Source organism: Brachybacterium sp. ACRRE, from assembly GCF_022346485.1.
In the GTDB taxonomy this organism is placed as follows: domain Bacteria; phylum Actinomycetota; class Actinomycetes; order Actinomycetales; family Dermabacteraceae; genus Brachybacterium; species Brachybacterium halotolerans.
On record NZ_JAKRMO010000051.1, the window covers coordinates 15,776 to 32,804 of the forward strand.

The following is a 17,029-nucleotide window of genomic DNA, read 5'->3' on the forward strand; positions in this document are numbered from 1 at the left end:
CTACCGTTCGTATGCTGGTCACACCTTGTGCACCACGTCACGTCGGCCATCGGAGGTCGGAGCGGACGCCGAGGGGGATTTGACGAGCCGCCCCGAAAGGATCGGGGTGCGCGCATGAAGGAGAGACATATGCGATTCACGCGGCGTTCCATGCTCGGCGCAACTGCGCTGTCCGTGACCGGTGTGGCCCTCGTGGGCTGCAGCCAGGACAACGGCCAGGGCGGCGGGTCCGGTGGGAGCGGTGATGGCGAGGCCATCGCGGCCGACTCCAACGACATGAACCCGAAGGATCGCAGCGAGCTGGGCGAGGGCGGCGCGCTGCGTCTGTCCAACAACGCGTTCCCCGCGAACTGGAACTCCTTCCACGTCGACGGAGCGGAGGCGAACACCTCGGAGATGATGGCGCTCGTGTACCCCTCCCTCATCAAGGCCGATGCCAAGGGTGAAGTCTCCGCCAATCCGCAGTACACCAAGCGCATCGAGCTCACTTCTGAGGACCCGCAGGTGGTCGAGGTGGAGCTGAACCCCGACATGAAGTGGTCGGACGGCACCCCGATCGACTTCAAGTCGATCGAGAACGTGATCACGATCCAGAGCGGCAAGGACGAGGATTACCAGGTCGCGTCCACCGAGGGGTACACGCTCATCGACAAGGTCGAGCAGGGAGACAGCGAGCTGATCGCCAAGATCACCTTCAAGGAGAAGTACGCGGACTGGATGGGTCTGATCTCCGTCATGCCGGACTCCCTCGCGGAATCCGCGAAGGCGTACAACGAGGGATGGCTCAAGGAGCCGAAGGTCACCGCCGGTCCTTTCAAGGTGGGCAAGATCGACGCGGCGAACAAGACGGTCCTCCTGGAGCCGGATGACAACTGGTGGGGAGACAAGCCGCTCCTCGACCAGGTCCTCTTCACGACCATCGAAGACCCCTCCGCCTCGGCGACCTCCTTCCAGAACGGTCAGCTGGACGCGCTCAACACCACGGTCCCCGCCCAGTACTCCGTCGTGAAGCCGATGATCGGCAACGGTGCGACCCTGCGGAAGTCCGCCGGTCCGGACTGGACCCACCTGACCCTGAACGGATCGAAGGGCCGCCCGCTGTCGGACCAGAAGGTGCGCCAGGCCTTCTTCCGGGCCATCGATCGCGAGGAGGTCTTCCTCTCGGTGAACTCCACGATGCCGTACCCGAAGAACCCCGAGCAGCTCAACAACCGCCTCCTGATGACCAACCAGGAGGGATACAAGGACAACTCGGGGGACTACGGCAAGTACGATCCCGACGCGGCAAAGAAGCTGCTCGAGGAAGCGGGCTACAAGCTCGAGGGCGATAAGGCCATGAAGGACGGCAAGCAGCTCGAGCTGACCTACGTCTACAACGACGGCTCGAAGACCAATGAGGCCGTCGTGCCCGTGGTCCAGGAGCAGCTCAAGGCCGTGGGCATCAACATGAAGGTGCAGAAGGTCCCGCCGACAGACCTGTTCTCGAAGTACATCGGCGCTCAGGAGTTCGACATCACGCTGTTCGGCTGGGTCGGCAACCCGTTCCTCTCCAGCGGCGACTCGATCTGGAAGACCAAGGGTGGTCAGAACTTCGGCAAGATCGGGAACGACGCGACCGACAAGCTTATCGATCAGGCTGCAGTCGAGACCGACCACGCCAAGCGCCTCGACCTGATCAACCAGGTCGATGCGGGGCTGTGGGAGCTGGCCGGCACTCTCCCGCTCTGGCAGTCGTACGACTTCTACGTCCAGGACGACGACCTGGCGAACTTCGGCGCCAAGGGCTTCGCCGACATCGACTGGACCCTCGTCGGCTACGTGAAGGATTCCGACAAGCTCAAGGGCTGATCGCCCTCCCCGCGCAGGGCCGTCCCGCATCCGTGCGGGGCGGCCCTGCGTCGTGCGCGGCGCCGGGGCATGCGAAGGTGCCCACGACAGGGGAGAGGGGGAGGGGATGCACGCGCTGATCGCGGCGGCCGTGAGCCTCGTGGGCCTGGGGCTCGTCTTCGGCTTCAGCCCGTCGACCGCGGGGATCACGCTGCACCTCCTCACCACCTCATCCCGTGCCGCGCGCTCGATCACCTGGATGAGCGCGGGCCTTGCCCTCGGCGCGACGATCTATCTTCTGCTCTTCCGCGTGGTCGACCCCGAGACGCTCACGGCGCTCGCGAAGACCGACGCCCAGCGCCTGCTCGTGCGGCGCGGCGTCGACCTCGCTGCCGGTGTGCTGCTGCTCCTCGCCGCTCTCGTGCTCGCGCGCAGCGCGAGGCGCCGTCGGCCGAGGACTCGCCGACCCCCGCGCCGCGAGACCTCGGCCCGACTGGTCGCGATCGGCACGGGCGAGGCCATGTCCAGCCTCAGCGGGATGGCGACCATGTACATCACCGGCCGCGTCATCACCGCCGCGACCCCCGTGATCGCCCTGCAGGTCCTCGAGTACGCCGTGTTCCTCGCCGCCCTGACCGGCCCCTACCTGCTCGCGGCCCGTGCCTGGCAGGCCTTCCCCCGTCTCGCCCGACGCATCACCCGCCTCAGCGACCGTCTCGCGCGCGCCGATCTGCGCCCGTGGATCGCTGCCGGCCTCGCCGTCGTGGGGCTCGTGTTCCTCGCGCTCGGCGTGCTCGGGCACCACGGCTGAGCCGGGACGGGTCCGCGCCGTCGGCCTCCCCTCGTAGGCTGGCGCCATGCGCATCCTGCAGCTGACGGACACCCACCTCTACGGGGACCCGGCCTCCCGCCACTACGACCGCATCGACACCGCCGCCGCCCTGCGCGCCCTCCTCGCGCGCGTGCGCGGGATGGAGGGAGTGGACGTCGTGGTCCACACGGGCGACGCCTCGGACGACGGCAGCGTCGCGAGCTACCGCCTGCTGCACGAGATCCTCGACCCCTTTGCCGCGTCGCTCGGCGCGCCGCTCGTGGTCACGATGGGAAACCACGACGTCCCCTCCGCCTACGCCGAGGTCGCGGGCCCCGGTGACCACGGCGGGCCCTGGCAGGACAGGGTCCACGCGCTGCCCCGCGGAGGGCGCGTGATCGTCCTGGACTCGAGCGTCCCGGGCGCCGGGTACGGGCACGTCGACCCCGAGCAGCTCGAATGGCTGCGGGAGGTCCTCGCCGCGCCGGCCGACGGGGGAGCGACCGAAGGCCCGACGGTCCTCGCGATCCACCACCCGCCGCTCGTCGGCGCGACGCCCCTGCTGCGGGGCCTGGACCTCGACGGCCTCGACGCGCTCGCCGACGTCCTCGCGGGCAGCGACGTGCGCGCGATCCTGTCCGGCCACTACCACCACCCGATGACGGGCAGCATCGCCGGCATCCCGGTGCTCGTCGGCCCAGGGATCACCAACGTGGTCGACCCGCTCGCCCCCGGCGGCGTCGAACGGGCCGGGGCGCGCTCGGGCGCGCAGCTCGTGGAGATCGACGCCCCCGGCGCCCCCGGGGTCCGCGCCACGAGCGCCGAGTGGGCCAGCGGCGGCGACACCCTCGAGGACCCCGAGCGTCCCGTCTACGAGTTCGGGCCCGACGTCGTCGCTCAGATCCTCGACGCCGCCGGTCGCTGAGCCCGCTCCGCGGCCCGCCTGCCGGGCACCGCCGTCGGCCCAGGGCGAACAGTCGTCCCGAGGGTTAGCACTCGTGTTGCGCGAGTGCCAGAGCGGGTTCTAGAGTGGGCGCGTTGGCAGTCATCGGCCGAGAGTGCCAGATGGCCGCCGCGACCGGGCTCCCCCGGGTCGGCACCGCGACGACGACCAGGACCGGGAACCCGTCCAGAACTCACGTCGAGTCTTAGAACACGAAGGAGTGAGCCGCATGTCGGTCTCCATCAAGCCCCTCGAGGATCGCGTCGTCGTCCAGCCCACCGAGGCGGAGCAGACCACCGCGTCCGGTCTGGTCATCCCCGACACCGCCCAGGAGAAGCCCCAGGAGGGCACCGTCGTCGCCGTCGGCGAGGGCCGTTTCGACGACAAGGGCCAGCGCATCCCGCTGGACGTCAAGGTCGGCGACAAGGTCGTCTACTCGAAGTACGGCGGCACCGAGCTGAAGTACTCCGGCGAGGAGTACCTGATCCTGGGCTCCCGCGACATCCTCGCGATCGTCGAGGCCTGATCCATGGCCAAGGAGATCATCTACGACGAGGAAGCACGCCGCGCCCTCGAGCGCGGGGTCGACAAGCTCGCCGACACCGTCAAGGTGACGCTCGGCCCCAAGGGGCGCAACGTCGTCCTCGACAAGAAGTGGGGCGCGCCGACCATCACGAACGATGGTGTGACCATCGCCCGCGAGGTCGAGCTCGAGGATCCCTACGAGAACCTCGGCGCGCAGCTCGCGAAGGAGGTGTCCACCAAGACGAACGACGTCGCCGGTGACGGCACCACCACCGCGACCGTGCTCGCCCAGGCGCTCGTGCACGAGGGCCTGCGAAACGTCGCCTCCGGCGCCGCTCCCTCCGCGCTCAAGCGCGGCATGGAGTCCGCGGTCGAGGCCGTCTCGGCCAGGCTCGGCGAGGTCGCCATCGAGATCGAGGGCAAGGACCAGATCGCCGACGTCGCCGCCATCTCGAGCCAGGACCGCGAGATCGGCGAGCTGCTCGCCGAGGCCTTCGACAAGGTCGGCAAGGACGGCGTCATCACCGTGGAGGAGTCCTCCACCACGGCGATGGAGCTGGACTTCACCGAGGGCATGCAGTTCGACAAGGGCTACATCTCCCCGCACTTCGTGACCGACGCGGACCGCCAGGAGGTCGTCCTCGAGGACGCCTACGTCCTGCTCAACCAGGGGAAGATCTCGGCCGTGGCCGACATCCTCCCGCTGCTCGAGAAGGTCGTCGAGTCCGGCAAGCCGCTGTTCATCATCTCGGAGGACGTCGACGGCGAGGCGCTGTCCACGCTCGTCGTGAACAAGCTGCGCGGCGCCTTCAAGGGCGCGGCCGTGAAGGCCCCGGCCTTCGGCGACCGCCGCAAGGCCATGCTCCAGGACATCGCGGTGCTCACCGGCGCCCAGGTCGTCACCCCCGATCTCGGCCTGGACCTCAAGTCCGTGGGCACCGAGGTGCTGGGCCACGCCGGCCGTGTCGTCGTCACCAAGGACACCACCACCATCGTGGGCGGCGCCGGTGACGACCAGGCGGTCGCGGACCGGGTCGCGCAGATCCGCTCCGAGATCGAGGCCACCGACTCCGACTGGGACCGCGAGAAGCTCCAGGAGCGCCTCGCCAAGCTCGCCGGCGGCGTGTCCGTCATCAAGGTGGGCGCCCACACGGAGGTCGAGCTCAAGGAGAAGAAGATGCGCATCGAGGACGCGGTCTCCGCGACTCGTGCGGCCATCGAGGAGGGCATCGTGGCGGGCGGCGGCAGCGCGCTCGTGCAGGCGTCCTCCGTCCTCTCCGAGGAGCAGGGCCTGGTGGGCGACGAGGCCGTCGGCGCGCGCGCCGTCGCCAAGGCGCTCGTCGAGCCGCTGCGCTGGATCGCCGAGAACGCTGGCCTCGAGGGCTACGTCGTCGTCGAAAAGGTCAAGGAGTCCGAGGTCGGCCACGGCCTCGACGCCGCGACCGGCGAGTACGTCGACCTCGTGAAGGCCGGCATCATCGACCCGGTGAAGGTCACCCGCAGCGCCCTGCGCAACGCGGCCTCCATCGCCGCGCTGGTGCTGACCACCGAGACCCTCGTGGTCGAGAAGAAGGACGAGGACGAGGACGACTGAGTCCCCTCCCGCCCCTCGAGCGCGGCGCCCCGTCGGAGTCCCTCCGGCGGGGCGCCGCGCTGTCCGGGGCCGGGCGATCATCGGTCCGCGAGCGCCCGTCCCGCGCGGTGCGCGACGCGATGCGGAGTGCTCCCAGGGACGGGGGAGCGGGACCCTAGAATCAGTACCCGTCGGCGAGTCGGCAGAGCATCCCAGCACGCCGCCGCCACCCACGCAGCATGCACGCCGCAGGCACGGAGCAGGGACGAAGGGAGCGCCGTGGACCCCAACAGCTCGGATGCCCCCGAGGCGATGCCCGAGCGCGTCTACGGGCCCGCCGCGAGCGGCGTCGTCGGCACCCTCATCACCGCCGCGCTCTGCGCGGGCGTGCTCGAGTTCCTGGTGCTCACGAGCTTCCTGGGCCAGCACCTCTGGCACGACGCGCGCCTCGGCCACGACGCCGTCTTCACCCTCCCGCTGCTGATCTGGATCATCGTGCTCGTGGTGACGATCGCGTGGGCCCTGCGCACCCTCACCATCTGGCTGCAGGTTGACGAGCACGGCTTCCGCCTGCGCGGCCTGTGCCGCCGCACCCGCACCGCGGACTGGGAGGAGGTGGGCAGCGTGGTCGCGATCCGCGACATCCGGCGCCCCGGCCGGGCCGCCGAGCTGCTCGACTCCGGATCCATGTTCGACGCGCTCGAGCTGCTGCGGCCCGACGGCACGCGCCTCGCCGTCGTCTCCGGCCGCGTGTTCGGCCCCCGCGCCCAGCTCGAGACGCTGCGGCGCGCCCGCGGCGCCGGGGTCCCCATCGAGCAGATCGAGTCCATCGGCGTCGAGGAGCTGCGCCGCACCCACCGCGACTGGATCTCGCTCGCCGAGGCCCACCCGAACCTTCTGCTCGCGCTGCTGGTGCTCTTCTACATCGCCCACAATGCGGTGACCTTCGCGATCTGGGGCCTGTGATGGGCCGCGCCGCCCGGCGCCGGGCGCGCCGCGCAGCACCGCCCCTGTCCCAGCGGCACGGCCTGGACCCCGTGCGCTGGAAGGTCGGGCCGACAGACGCGGCGGACACTGCGGATGCTGCGGATGCGCCACGCGCCTTCGACGCCCTGGCGGCCCGCTTCCCGGCACTTCTCGATCCGGCGGCTACGGCCCTCGCCTCCCGCTTCGAGGCGGGCGAGGTGGTGGGGGCCGACGGCCGTGCCTGGTCGGCATCCGATCCCGTCGCGCCCGGCGACGAGCTCTGGTTCCACCGCGAGCTGCGGGATGAGGACGTCGCCGGCCCGGATCCGCGGATCCTGCTGCACGACGAGCACCTGCTGGTCGTCGACAAGCCGCACGACATGGCGACCATGCCGCGCGGCGCCCACGTGCTCGCGAGCGCACTGGTCCGTCTGCGCCGCGCGACGGGCATCGAGACCCTCGCGCCGCTGCACCGCCTGGACCGGCGCACCGCCGGCGTGCTCGCCTTCGGCATCGTCCCGGCCGAGCGCGCCGCCTACCAGGGGCTCTTCGCCCTCGGTGCGGTGCGCAAGACGTACCTCGCGCGGGTCGAGGCGAGCGGTGCCGTGCAGATCCCGCAGCGCGCGGGGGAGCGGTTCACGATGCACGACCGGCTCGAGAAGACCCACGGGCAGCTGCAGACGCGCGTCGTCTCCGGAGAGCCGAACGCTCTGACCGAGGGGGAGGTGCTGCAGGCGGCCGACGCCGGGGTGAGCACCGCCGGGGCGGGCGGCGCGAGCATCGTGGTGCGCCTGCATCCCTGCACCGGCCGCACCCATCAGCTGCGCGCCCAGCTCGCCCATCGGGGCGCACCGATCGCGGGCGACGACCTCTACCCGCGCACCGTCCCTGCGACAGCGCCCCTTGCCCTGCTCTCCCAGGAGCTCGCCTTCACCGATCCCGTCACGGGCCGGGACCGCGCGTTCCGCAGCGTGCAGGAGCTTCCATGAGCGCGGCCCCCGACCCCGCCGCATCCGGCCCGGCCGCCGAGCCCCGGCCCCGCCGCACGCGCCGCGGCCGGCTCGTCGTCGGCCCGACCCTGGGCGCCCGGTACCTGCCCGGGGCGCTCATCGGGCTGCCGCTGCTCGCCCTGCTGCTGGGCGCGTTCCCCGCCGCGGGCATCCAGGCGTGGAGGTACGGGCGTCTGCGAGCGGGGGAGGACGACCTGCTGGTGCGCCTGCTCGCGCCCGGCATCGTGCAGTACCTCGTGGGTGCGCTCGCGGTGTGGGCGCTCGTCGCCGTATGGGCGCTCGTGCCGCTGATCATCGTGCACCGCGCCGTCCTCCTCGACCCCGCGAGCGGGACGGTGCGCCGGATCCGCGGGCTGCGCACGGCAGAGGTGCGGGCGAGCACGGACGTGGTGCGCATCGAGGCCGATGCCGTGCGCGGCGGGATCGGTGTGATCGCCTTCGCCGACGGCGAGGAGTGGGTGGTGCCCGAGTCCGGCTGGGACGCGGCCTCGTTCGACGGCTTCCGCGCCCTTCAGGTGCACGCGGGGCTGCCCGTGCAGCCGCCCCGCGCGGTGCTCGTCGCCGCGCACCGCCGCGCGCATCGCATCGCGCGGGACCAGGAGTCCGCCGCCCGGATCGGCATGCCCTGGGAGGAGGCCTACGAGGACGACCCGTCAGCCTTCCTCGCCGAGTTCGACCGCCGCCGGCGGGTCCTCGGCGGCAAGGAGCCCGCGCGGCCCGGCGACGTCACGCGCTCCCGTCCCCGCGATCGCGGCTGAGCGCGCTCAGGGCCGCAGCGGGCTCAGCACCGCGCCCATGGCCTCGCGCACGACGGCGGCCTCCTCGGGAGACTCCATGGCCCCGTCGGCGCGAAGATACCGCGTGCCCAGCACGGCCATCAGCCCGCCGACGGCGAACTCGATCCGGCGGCGCTGGCCGGGATCGAGGTCGACGGGCTCGGCCCCGAGCATGCTCCGGGTCACGCGCTCGCACAGCCAGTCGAAGACGACCGAGCGCGCGCGGGGGAGCGCCTCGCGTGCATCGAGCGCGGGCGACGCCTCGATCTCGCCCTGCCTCAGGCGCTCGAGGATGTGCTCGAGCGGGTCCTCATCGGGGGCCTCCTGCAGGAATCTCTGCTCGCCCGACTCGAGGCGGTCGCGCACCACGGAGGCATAGACGTCGTCGATGTCCGCGAAGTGCTGGTAGAAGGTGGGCCGCGAGATGCCCGCGGTCTTGCACAGCTGAGAGATCGAGATGGTCTCGAGGCCCTGTTCGTGCGAGAGCTCCTCGAAGGCGTCCTTCACGGCGGTGCGCGAGCGCAGCACGCGCGCATCCTCGACGGCGCGGCCCGCCTCGCCGCGGCCCGTGCGTGCGGGCCCCTCGCTGCTGTCCATCTCCCCAGGCTATCAGCGCGTGAGGACATTCACTTACAGTTGTCAAGCAGAGTGACGGCTGTAAAAAATCGCCCTCATGTCCATGCCATCACTCGCGGGCTCCGCTCGACGCGTCCCGCTGCCCATGATCCTCATGGCGATGCTCTTCCCGGTCTTCATGGCCTTCGCCTACCCCGGCTCGTACCTCTCGGCGATGCTCGAGCCCGCTCCCGACCACATGCAGCTCGCCGTCGTCGAGAGCACGAAGGACGCTCCGCAGATGGCCCAGCAGCTGCAGGCCGAGGGAGGGGACGCCGTCGACGTCACCACCGTGGCCGACACGGCCGCGGCGAAGAGCGCCGTCACCGACCTCGAGGCCCGCGCCGCCTACGACCCCTCGAACGGCAGCCTCTACGTCGCCTCCGCCGGTGGCGCCCAGGCCACGAGCGCGGCGCAGGGCATCTTCGACGAGGTCGCCCAGAAGACCGACCAGACCCTGCACGTCAAGGACCTGCGCGGGACCACCGCCGCCGACTCCACCGGCACCGGCTTCATGTACATGCTCACCGCGTGTCTCGTGGCCGGCTATGTCACCGCCACCATGCTCACGAGCCTCGCCCGCGGCGTCCGTCTGCCCGTGAAGCTCGCCGTGCAGGTGCTCATGTCCGTGGTCGCCGGTGTGCTCACCGCAGGCGTCTGCTTCGGCTTCTACGGCGTCTACGACCACCACCTCGTCGGCGCCGCGCTGATCGGCGGCTCCCTGTTCCTCACCGCCTCCGTCGTCCAACTGGGCTTCGCGGGTCTGCTCGGTCAGGCGTCGACACTCGTCGGGATCACCCTCTTCGTGATCCTCGGGGTGCCCGCCTCGGGAGTCGCCGCCACGCCCGACATGCTCCCCGGGTTCTTCCGCGTGCTGCATCGCCTGCTGCCCTCCGGCGCAGGGGGCGAGCTGCTGCGCCGGGTGCTCTACTTCGACGCCCACGGCATCGGCACCTGGGTGCTTCTCCTGGTCACCTGGCTGCTCGTGGGAGCGGGCCTGGTCTGGCTGAGCACTCTGCGCTCGCCGTCGGCCGATCCGGCCACGAGCATCGTCACCGAGGAGCGCGAGCACCTGCGCGCGCATCCGGAGGGCGGCATGTTCACCGCGTACGAGGAGGCGGGGGAGCGGGCCGAGTCGACCCCGACCTCGACCCCGGCCCTGGCCCCGGCCCAGGCCTCGGCCCCGACCCCGACCCCATCGGACGATCCCGAGCACACGCCCCAGGCGCCGCGCCATCGCGCCCCCGAGGAGGGACTGGCATGAACGAGACAGGCACGAACGAGGCGCAGCCGGACGACCGCGCCCAGGACCGCACGCCCCCGCGCGGCACACTGCTGGAGCGGCTCTCCTCCGCGCCGGCCGCCTCGGCCATCGGCGCGATGAGCGACCCGACGAAGAAGCCCGGCCCGCCGGTCGATCGGAAGCTCACGACGCGGCGCATGCTCACGGTCGGCATGCTCCTCCCGCTGTTCATGCTCTTCGTGATGCCGATGGTCATGACCGGCATGACCACGCACAGCTCGCCGCGGCACATGGACGTCGCGGTGATCGGCTCCGCCTCCGAGGCCGACGACCTCGTCGCCGACCTCCAGGACTCCTCGGGGAACTCCTTCGACGTCACGCGTGTGGCCTCGGTCGATGAGGCGAAGACGCAGATCGCCGAGCACGACCTGCGCGGGGCCTACGACCCGGAGAAGGGCGTCGTCTACTACGCCGGGGCGAACGGGCGACAGGTCACCGGGGCCGTCACGAGCTTCTTCGACAAGGTCGCCCAGCAGCAGGACCAGAAGCCGACGGAGCGCGACGTCGTCCCGCTCGAGGACCACGACCCGTCGGGCACGGCAGCCCTGTACCTCTCGCTCGGAACGATCCTGGGAGGCTTCATGACGGGAATCATCCTGAGCCTCATGCCGACGGGCTCGAAGGTCCGCCTGGCCCTGGGGGTCGTGATGCCCGCGGTGTTCGCCACCGGGATGATCGTCTACGGCTGGGCGGTCTTCGGGATCTTCAGCGGCGTCGCGATCATGCCCTGGGTGATGCTCTTCCTGCTGAGCCTCACGGCCTGCGCCGTGACCAGCGGGCTCATGCTCAGCATGGGGCCCGCGGCGATGCCGATCGCGATCCTGCTGATCCCCCTGCTGGGCATGTCGAGCTCCGGGGTCGCAGCGCCTCTGGACATGATCGGCGGCTTCTACCGGGGCATGCACACGTGGGTGTTCTCCGCCCAGGGGATCTCGGGCGTGCGCGACGCGCTCTACTTCGACGACGCCTCCCTCACGGTGCCGGTGCTCGTGCTGCTCGCCTGGATGGTCGGCGGCGTCCTCCTTGCGGCGCTGGGGACCCTCCGGCAGAAGCGCCGGCACCTCTTCGCCATGCTCACCGAGCAGGAGGAGACGAGCACCGCGCTCGCCGTCGGCGCCGCGGCGGCCTGAGCGGGCAGCGCGGCCCTGCCGCACCGCATCGGCAGGGCGCTGGGCGTGGCCCGTCCCACGTCCCAGCGCCCTGCCGGTGCCCCCGGCGTGCCGAGTAGCATCGGTGCATGACGAGTGCGGACCCCTTCGGTTTTGTCGGCCTGACCTATGACGACGTCCTGCTGCTGCCGGGCGAGACGGATGTGATCCCCTCCGAGGTGGACACCTCGAGCCGGCTCACCCGCGAGATCACCCTGCGCGTGCCGCTCGCGAGCGCGGCGATGGACACCGTCACCGAGTCGCGGATGGCGATCGCGATGGCCCGCCACGGCGGCATCGGCATCCTGCACCGCAACCTCTCCATCGAGGATCAGGCCCACCAGGTCGACCTCGTCAAGCGCACCCAGACCGGCCGCATCTCCAACCCGGTCACCATCGGCCCCGACGCGACGCTCGAGCAGTTCGACGAGATCTGCGGCCAGTACCGCGTCTCCGGCCTCCCCGTGGTCGACGCCGACGAGCGCCTGCTGGGCATCTGCACCAACCGCGATCTGCGCTTCATCCCCGTCGCCGACTGGGCGAGCACTCGGGTGCGCGACGTGATGACCACCGAGCTGTTCACCGCCCCCAGCGACGTCTCCCAGGAGGAGGCGACCGCGCGGCTGCGCCGCAACAAGCGCGAGCGCCTACCGCTCGTCGACGCCGACGGCCGCCTGACCGGCCTCATCACCGTCAAGGACTTCGTGAAGTCCGAGCAGTTCCCCGACGCCTCGAAGGACGCCCAGGGCCGCCTGCTGGTCGGCGCGGGCGTCGGCTTCTTCGGCGACTCCCTCGAGCGCGCGGGCGCGCTGACCGAGGCGGGGGTCGACGTGCTCGTCGTCGACACCGCGAACGGCCACGCGCGCCTCGCCCTCGAGATGATCCGTCGCATCAAGAGCGACAAGGCCTTCGCGGGCGTGCAGGTCATCGGCGGCAACGTCGCCACCCGCCCGGGCGCGCAGGCGCTCGTCGACGCGGGGGCCGACGCGGTCAAGGTCGGCGTCGGCCCCGGTTCCATCTGCACCACGCGCGTGGTCGCGGGTGTCGGCGTCCCGCAGGTGACCGCCATCCACGAGGCCTCCAAGGCCACGAAGCCCGCGGGCGTCCCGCTGATCGGCGACGGCGGCCTCCAGTACTCGGGGGACATCGCCAAGGCGCTCGTCGCGGGCGCGGACACCGTCATGCTGGGTTCGCTGCTGGCCGGCACCGAGGAGTCCCCGGGCGAGATCGTGCTGGTGGGCGGGAAGCAGTTCAAGTCCTACCGCGGCATGGGCTCGCTCGGCGCGATGGCCTCGCGCGGCAAGAAGTCCTTCTCGAAGGACCGCTACTTCCAGGCCGACGTCGAGAGCGACGACAAGATCGTCCCCGAGGGCATCGAGGGGCGCGTCTCCTACCGCGGCAAGCTCGGCACCGTGCTGCACCAGCTCGCGGGCGGCCTGCACCAGTCCATGTTCTACGTGGGCGCGAACACCGTGGGCGAGCTCAAGGAGAACGGCCAGTTCGTGCGCATCACCCCGGCGGGACTCAAGGAGTCCCACCCCCACGACATGGCCGCGATCATGGAGGCGCCGAACTACTCGGCGCACTGAGCGCTCGCCGCGAGCGCTACTCCGCCCGGGCGGCCGGGTCGGTGTCGCCGCTGTGCTCGTAGCCGATCAGCCAGAGCACTCCGAAACGATCCCGGACCTGCCCGTCGGACGCTCCCCAGGGGCGACGCTGCAGATCCTCGACGACCTCGCCGTCGGCCGCGAGATGCGCGAACCACGTGCGCAGGGTCGTGGGGTCCGCGGCGCCCAGCAGGGCGAGCATGAGGCCCTCGAGCCGCAGCGGGGCGTCGCCCACGGAGTCCGAGGCGTACAGCGTGACCGGGCCGCGCAGCTGCGCGTGGGCGACGGCGTCTCCCGGCAGGTCCTCGCGGCCCATCTCGGCGGCCGTGTGCGCGCTGAGCTCTCCGCCGAAGACCCCCTGGTAGAACTCCAGGGCCTCGCGGGCGGTGCCGGGGAAGTGCAGGTACGGCGCAGGAGCGTTCATGCGCACCGACCCTACGCCCTGAGCCCGTCCTCCCACACCGGTCCTCCCCACGCCGGTCCTCCCCACACCGGTCCTCCCCACACCCCCGTCGTCCACAGTGCCCACGGCGCGGTCTCGGACGTCGGGGAGCGCGCATAGGGTTGACGCCATGAGCACCTCCTGGACGCAGGCCCCGCTGCTGGGCTTCGACACCGAGACCACCGGGACCGACGTCGCGCAGGACCGCATCGTCACCGCGGCCCTCGTCCATTCCGCCGGTCCGGGGCGCGAGCACGAGACGATCGCGACCTGGCTGATCGACCCGGGCGTCGAGATCCCCGAGCCCGCCCGGAAGGTGCACGGCATCTCCACCGAGCACGCCCGCGAGCACGGCATGCAGCCAGGGCCCGCGCTCGACGAGGTCGCGAGCATGCTGGCCGAGGCGCTCGCGAAGGACGTCCCGCTCGTGGCCTTCAACGGCAGCTTCGACCTCCAGATCCTCGAGAACGAGCTGCGCCGTCTGGGGCTGCCCACTCTGGCCGAGCGTCTCGGGCACGACGTCGCCCCGATGCTCGACCCGCTGGTCATCGACCGCGGCGTGGACCGCTTCCGCAAGGGCAAGCGCACCCTGAGCGCCCTCATGGAGCACTACGGCGTGGTCACCGACGGCAGGCTGCACACCGCCGACGTCGACGTCTCCGGCACGCTCGACGTGCTGCGCGCCCAGGTCTCCGCCTTCCCGCAGCTGGAGGGGACGAGTCTCGCCGAGCTGCACCAGCAGCAGATCGCCTGGCACCTGGACTGGGCGAAGAACTTCAACGAGTTCCTGCAGAAGAAGGGCAAGACGCCCGACGTGCCGCTGAGCTGGCCGCTGTGAGGAGCCCCGGTAGACTGTCATGGTGATGAGCGAGATCGAGATCGGCCGGAACAAGCGGGGACGCCGCGGATACAGCTTCGACGACGTCGCGGTGGTGCCCTCCCGGCGCACCCGGGACCCCGAGGACGTCTCCACCGCCTGGCAGGTGGACGCCTACCACTTCGACATCCCGATCTTCTCGGCCCCCATGGACTCGGTCGTCTCCCCGGAGGTCGCGATCGCTCTGGGACGCGCCGGGGGTCTGGGCGTGCTCGACCTCGAGGGCCTGTGGACCCGCTACGAGGACCCGACGCCCCAGCTGGACCGCATCACCTCGGCGACCGAGGACGAGGTCGTCGGCGTGCTCCGCGAGGCGTACGAGGAGCCGATCAAGCCCGAGCTGATCACTGAGCGCATCCGCCAGCTGCGCGAGGCCGGGGTGACCGCCGCGGGCTCCCTCTCGCCGCAGCGCACCCAGGAGCACTGGCGCACCGTCGTCGACGCGGGCGTGGACCTGTTCTTCATCCGCGGCACGACCGTCTCGGCGGAGCACGTCTCCTCGGGGCGGGAGCCGCTGAACCTCAAGCGATTCATCTACGAGCTCGACGTCCCCGTGATCGTGGGCGGCTGCGCGACCTACACCGCGGCCCTGCACCTCATGCGCACGGGCGCCGCCGGCGTGCTCGTCGGCTTCGGCGGCGGCGCCTCCCACACCACCCGCGAGACCCTGGGCATCCAGGTCCCGCTCGCGACCGCGGTGGCCGACGTGGCCGCCGCGCGACGCGACTACATGGACGAGTCCGGCGGCCGCTACGTGCACGTCATCGCCGACGGCGGCCTGGGCCGCAGCGGCGACCTCGTCAAGGCGATCGCCTGCGGGGCCGACGGCCTGATGGTCGGCGCGGCCCTCGCGCGCGCCGAGGAGGCCCCCGGCCGCGGCTACCACTGGGGGAGCGAGGCCCATCACCCGACGCTCCCGCGCGGTCACCGCGTGGAGGTCAGCACCGTCGCCCCGCTGGACCAGATCCTCTTCGGCCCGGGCCTGAGCGCCGAGGGCACCACGAATCTCGTGGGCGCTCTGCGCCACGCGATGGCGACCACCGGCTACACGGAGCTCAAGGAGTTCCAGCGCATCGAGGTCGTCACGACCCGCTGACCGCGATCCCGTGGTGCCGGGCGTCGACGCGTGCAGCGTGCCCGGTCGTGGAGCCGGTGTGCCCCATACGCCGTCGAACCTGTCCACTGGGTAAGGGTCCCCTTGCGTCGTCTCGTCGCTCGTGGTCCACTTGTCCTGACGCCCCGTCAGAACGAAGTGGCCCTACTCCCGGGAGACGCACGATGACAGCTCTGGACACCCCTGCTGCGCCCTTCGCCCAGCGCCTGCGCGAGGCCACGCGCGCGGAGCATTCGGACGCCGAGAGCAAGGGCTTCATCACCGCGCTCATGGGCGGTGAGCTGGGGGAGCTCGACTACTGGCGCCTGCTGGGTCAGTACCTCCCGCTCTATGTCGCGCTCGAGGAGGCGATCGAGGCGGCCGCTGTGCGCTCCGAGCTCGCCGCGTCGTTCCACGATCCGCGGCTCGCCCGCGCCGAGGCGATCCGCGAAGACCTCGCCGCGCGCTTCGGCGCCGCCGCCCCCGTGGTCGACGGCGTCTCACTCACCGCGCCGCTGCCTGCGACCGCCGCCTATGCCGAGCGGATCCGCAGCGCCTCCGTGCCCGCGCTGCTCGCGCACCACTACCTGCGCTACCTCGGCGACCTCTCGGGCGGGCAGGCCATCGGCGCGCTCGTCGCGCGGCACTACGCCGTGCCGCGCGAGCAGCTGACCATGTGGGACTTCTCGGAGATCGACGCGCCCAAGCGCGTCAAGGACGCCTACCGCGCGCGCCTGGACGACATCACCGATCCCGCCGTGCAGGAGGAGTTCCTCGCCGAGGCACGCGCGGGCTACGGGCTCGCCGGCGCCCTGTTCGCGGCGCTCGACCCGCGCTGATCCCCGTCGGCCGACGGCACGGCCCCGTCGGCCGGATCAGTACTGCGGGTACCCCTGGAACTGCTGGTGCTGCTGCATGTGGGCGTTGACCTGGCGGGAGGAGCGCACGCGCGCGACGATGCCCCAGATGAGCAGGATCAGCGCGATGATGCCGAGCAGGATCGGGATGCCGAAGCCGACGCCCGCGGCGATCAGGACACCGGTCATCCCGACGTCCGCGACGGCCACGTCGCTCGCGCCCTCGCAGGAGACCTGCACGGTCTGGTCGCCCGTGACGTCGAAGGTGCCCACGGCGGTGTACGAGGCGCCGTCGACGGTGGCCGTCATCCCTTCGCCCGAGGTGGTGTCCATGGAGGTGTCGCCGCCGGAGACGGTGCACGTGGCGCCGTCCGCCTCCTCGGTGGGCACGTACACGTAGTACATGGACATGCCGGACGCCTTGACGCTCCCGCTCTCGGACCCGAGCGAGGTGGCATCCGCGTTCGCCACGACGACGACCGCCACGATGCCCAGCGCGATGATCGGCATCACGACCAGCCCGATGAGGTTCGCGACGATGCCGAGCGCGCCGAAGATGATGCGCTTCAGCCCGCGCTTCTTCGGGGGCGCCTGGTAGGCGGGCTCGGAGGGGTACGAGCTCGAGGGGCCGTAGGCAGGGGGCGGGACGGTCATGG

Annotated in this window: 17 protein-coding genes; 14 read left to right on the forward strand and 3 right to left on the reverse strand. The window is 71.4% G+C overall.

All coding sequences use genetic code 11. The features are described from left to right. The first annotated feature begins 114 nt into the window (after window positions 1-114). The 8 genes from MHY49_RS14010 (at window position 115) to MHY49_RS14045 (ending at window position 8,413) form a co-directional block, all read left to right on the forward strand. Window positions 115-1,848 carry an ABC transporter family substrate-binding protein gene (locus MHY49_RS14010; protein WP_239205075.1) on the forward strand — a complete coding sequence of 578 codons (1,734 nt, stop codon included), beginning with the start codon at window positions 115-117 and terminating at the stop codon, window positions 1,846-1,848. Between the two features lie 106 nt (window positions 1,849-1,954). Next, the gene (locus MHY49_RS14015) at window positions 1,955-2,638 is read left to right on the forward strand and encodes a hypothetical protein (protein WP_239205077.1); all 684 of its coding nucleotides are present in this window, start codon (window positions 1,955-1,957) and stop codon (window positions 2,636-2,638) included. Window positions 2,639-2,684: 46 nt separating this feature from the next. Next, window positions 2,685-3,563, forward strand: a complete 879-nt coding sequence (locus MHY49_RS14020) for a metallophosphoesterase (RefSeq protein ID WP_239205079.1) — start codon at window positions 2,685-2,687, stop codon at window positions 3,561-3,563. Between the two features lie 247 nt (window positions 3,564-3,810). Beyond that, window positions 3,811-4,107: a co-chaperone GroES gene (gene groES / locus MHY49_RS14025; RefSeq protein ID WP_152351674.1), complete on the forward strand. Its 297-nt coding sequence runs from the start codon at window positions 3,811-3,813 to the stop codon at window positions 4,105-4,107. Window positions 4,108-4,110: 3 nt separating this feature from the next. Continuing rightward, window positions 4,111-5,700 (forward strand): chaperonin GroEL, encoded by a 1,590-nt coding sequence (gene groL / locus MHY49_RS14030; protein WP_239205081.1) that lies wholly within the window; start codon window positions 4,111-4,113, stop codon window positions 5,698-5,700. Between the two features lie 258 nt (window positions 5,701-5,958). Then, window positions 5,959-6,645 carry a hypothetical protein gene (locus MHY49_RS14035; RefSeq protein ID WP_239205083.1) on the forward strand — a complete coding sequence of 229 codons (687 nt, stop codon included), beginning with the start codon at window positions 5,959-5,961 and terminating at the stop codon, window positions 6,643-6,645. Then, entirely contained in the window at window positions 6,645-7,634 is a 990-nt protein-coding gene (locus MHY49_RS14040; RefSeq protein ID WP_239205085.1) for a pseudouridine synthase, read from the forward strand. The genes MHY49_RS14035 and MHY49_RS14040 overlap by 1 nt, the downstream gene beginning before the upstream one ends. Further along, window positions 7,631-8,413 carry a hypothetical protein gene (locus MHY49_RS14045; RefSeq protein ID WP_239205087.1) on the forward strand — a complete coding sequence of 261 codons (783 nt, stop codon included), beginning with the start codon at window positions 7,631-7,633 and terminating at the stop codon, window positions 8,411-8,413. The genes MHY49_RS14040 and MHY49_RS14045 overlap by 4 nt, the downstream gene beginning before the upstream one ends. Window positions 8,414-8,419: 6 nt before the next feature. Here the strand turns inward: MHY49_RS14045 and MHY49_RS14050 are convergent, their stop codons facing one another. Then, window positions 8,420-9,028, reverse strand: a complete 609-nt coding sequence (locus MHY49_RS14050) for a TetR/AcrR family transcriptional regulator (RefSeq protein ID WP_239205089.1) — start codon at window positions 9,026-9,028, stop codon at window positions 8,420-8,422. Between the two features lie 76 nt (window positions 9,029-9,104). On the opposite strand from MHY49_RS14050, the gene MHY49_RS14055 reads away from it, so the two are divergent. The 3 genes from MHY49_RS14055 to guaB all read left to right on the forward strand — a co-directional run bounded on the left by MHY49_RS14055 (window position 9,105) and on the right by guaB (window position 13,086). Continuing rightward, complete coding sequence (locus MHY49_RS14055) at window positions 9,105-10,310, forward strand: ABC transporter permease (RefSeq protein ID WP_239205091.1); 1,206 nt, start codon at window positions 9,105-9,107, stop codon at window positions 10,308-10,310. Beyond that, the gene (locus tag MHY49_RS14060; protein ID WP_239205093.1) at window positions 10,307-11,479 is read left to right on the forward strand and encodes a hypothetical protein; all 1,173 of its coding nucleotides are present in this window, start codon (window positions 10,307-10,309) and stop codon (window positions 11,477-11,479) included. Before MHY49_RS14055 ends, MHY49_RS14060 begins: the two co-directional genes overlap by 4 nt. 107 nt (window positions 11,480-11,586) lie before the next feature. Beyond that, complete coding sequence (gene guaB, locus MHY49_RS14065) at window positions 11,587-13,086, forward strand: IMP dehydrogenase (protein WP_228357589.1); 1,500 nt, start codon at window positions 11,587-11,589, stop codon at window positions 13,084-13,086. A 16-nt stretch (window positions 13,087-13,102) separates the two neighbouring features. Here the strand turns inward: guaB and MHY49_RS14070 are convergent, their stop codons facing one another. Beyond that, window positions 13,103-13,528 (reverse strand): VOC family protein, encoded by a 426-nt coding sequence (locus MHY49_RS14070; RefSeq protein ID WP_200503667.1) that lies wholly within the window; start codon window positions 13,526-13,528, stop codon window positions 13,103-13,105. Between the two features lie 148 nt (window positions 13,529-13,676). On the opposite strand from MHY49_RS14070, the gene MHY49_RS14075 reads away from it, so the two are divergent. The 3 genes from MHY49_RS14075 to MHY49_RS14085 all read left to right on the forward strand — a co-directional run bounded on the left by MHY49_RS14075 (window position 13,677) and on the right by MHY49_RS14085 (window position 16,355). Next, on the forward strand, window positions 13,677-14,384 hold the full coding sequence (locus tag MHY49_RS14075; protein WP_239205095.1) for an exonuclease domain-containing protein: 708 nt from the start codon (window positions 13,677-13,679) through the stop codon (window positions 14,382-14,384). Window positions 14,385-14,409: 25 nt separating this feature from the next. Continuing rightward, on the forward strand, window positions 14,410-15,519 hold the full coding sequence (locus MHY49_RS14080; RefSeq protein WP_200503665.1) for a GuaB3 family IMP dehydrogenase-related protein: 1,110 nt from the start codon (window positions 14,410-14,412) through the stop codon (window positions 15,517-15,519). 182 nt (window positions 15,520-15,701) lie between these two features. Further along, entirely contained in the window at window positions 15,702-16,355 is a 654-nt protein-coding gene (locus MHY49_RS14085; protein WP_239205097.1) for a heme oxygenase (biliverdin-producing), read from the forward strand. 36 nt (window positions 16,356-16,391) lie between these two features. Here the strand turns inward: MHY49_RS14085 and MHY49_RS14090 are convergent. Beyond that, a partial coding sequence (locus tag MHY49_RS14090; RefSeq protein WP_239205099.1) for a hypothetical protein occupies window positions 16,392-17,029 on the reverse strand: 638 nt, incomplete at its 5' end.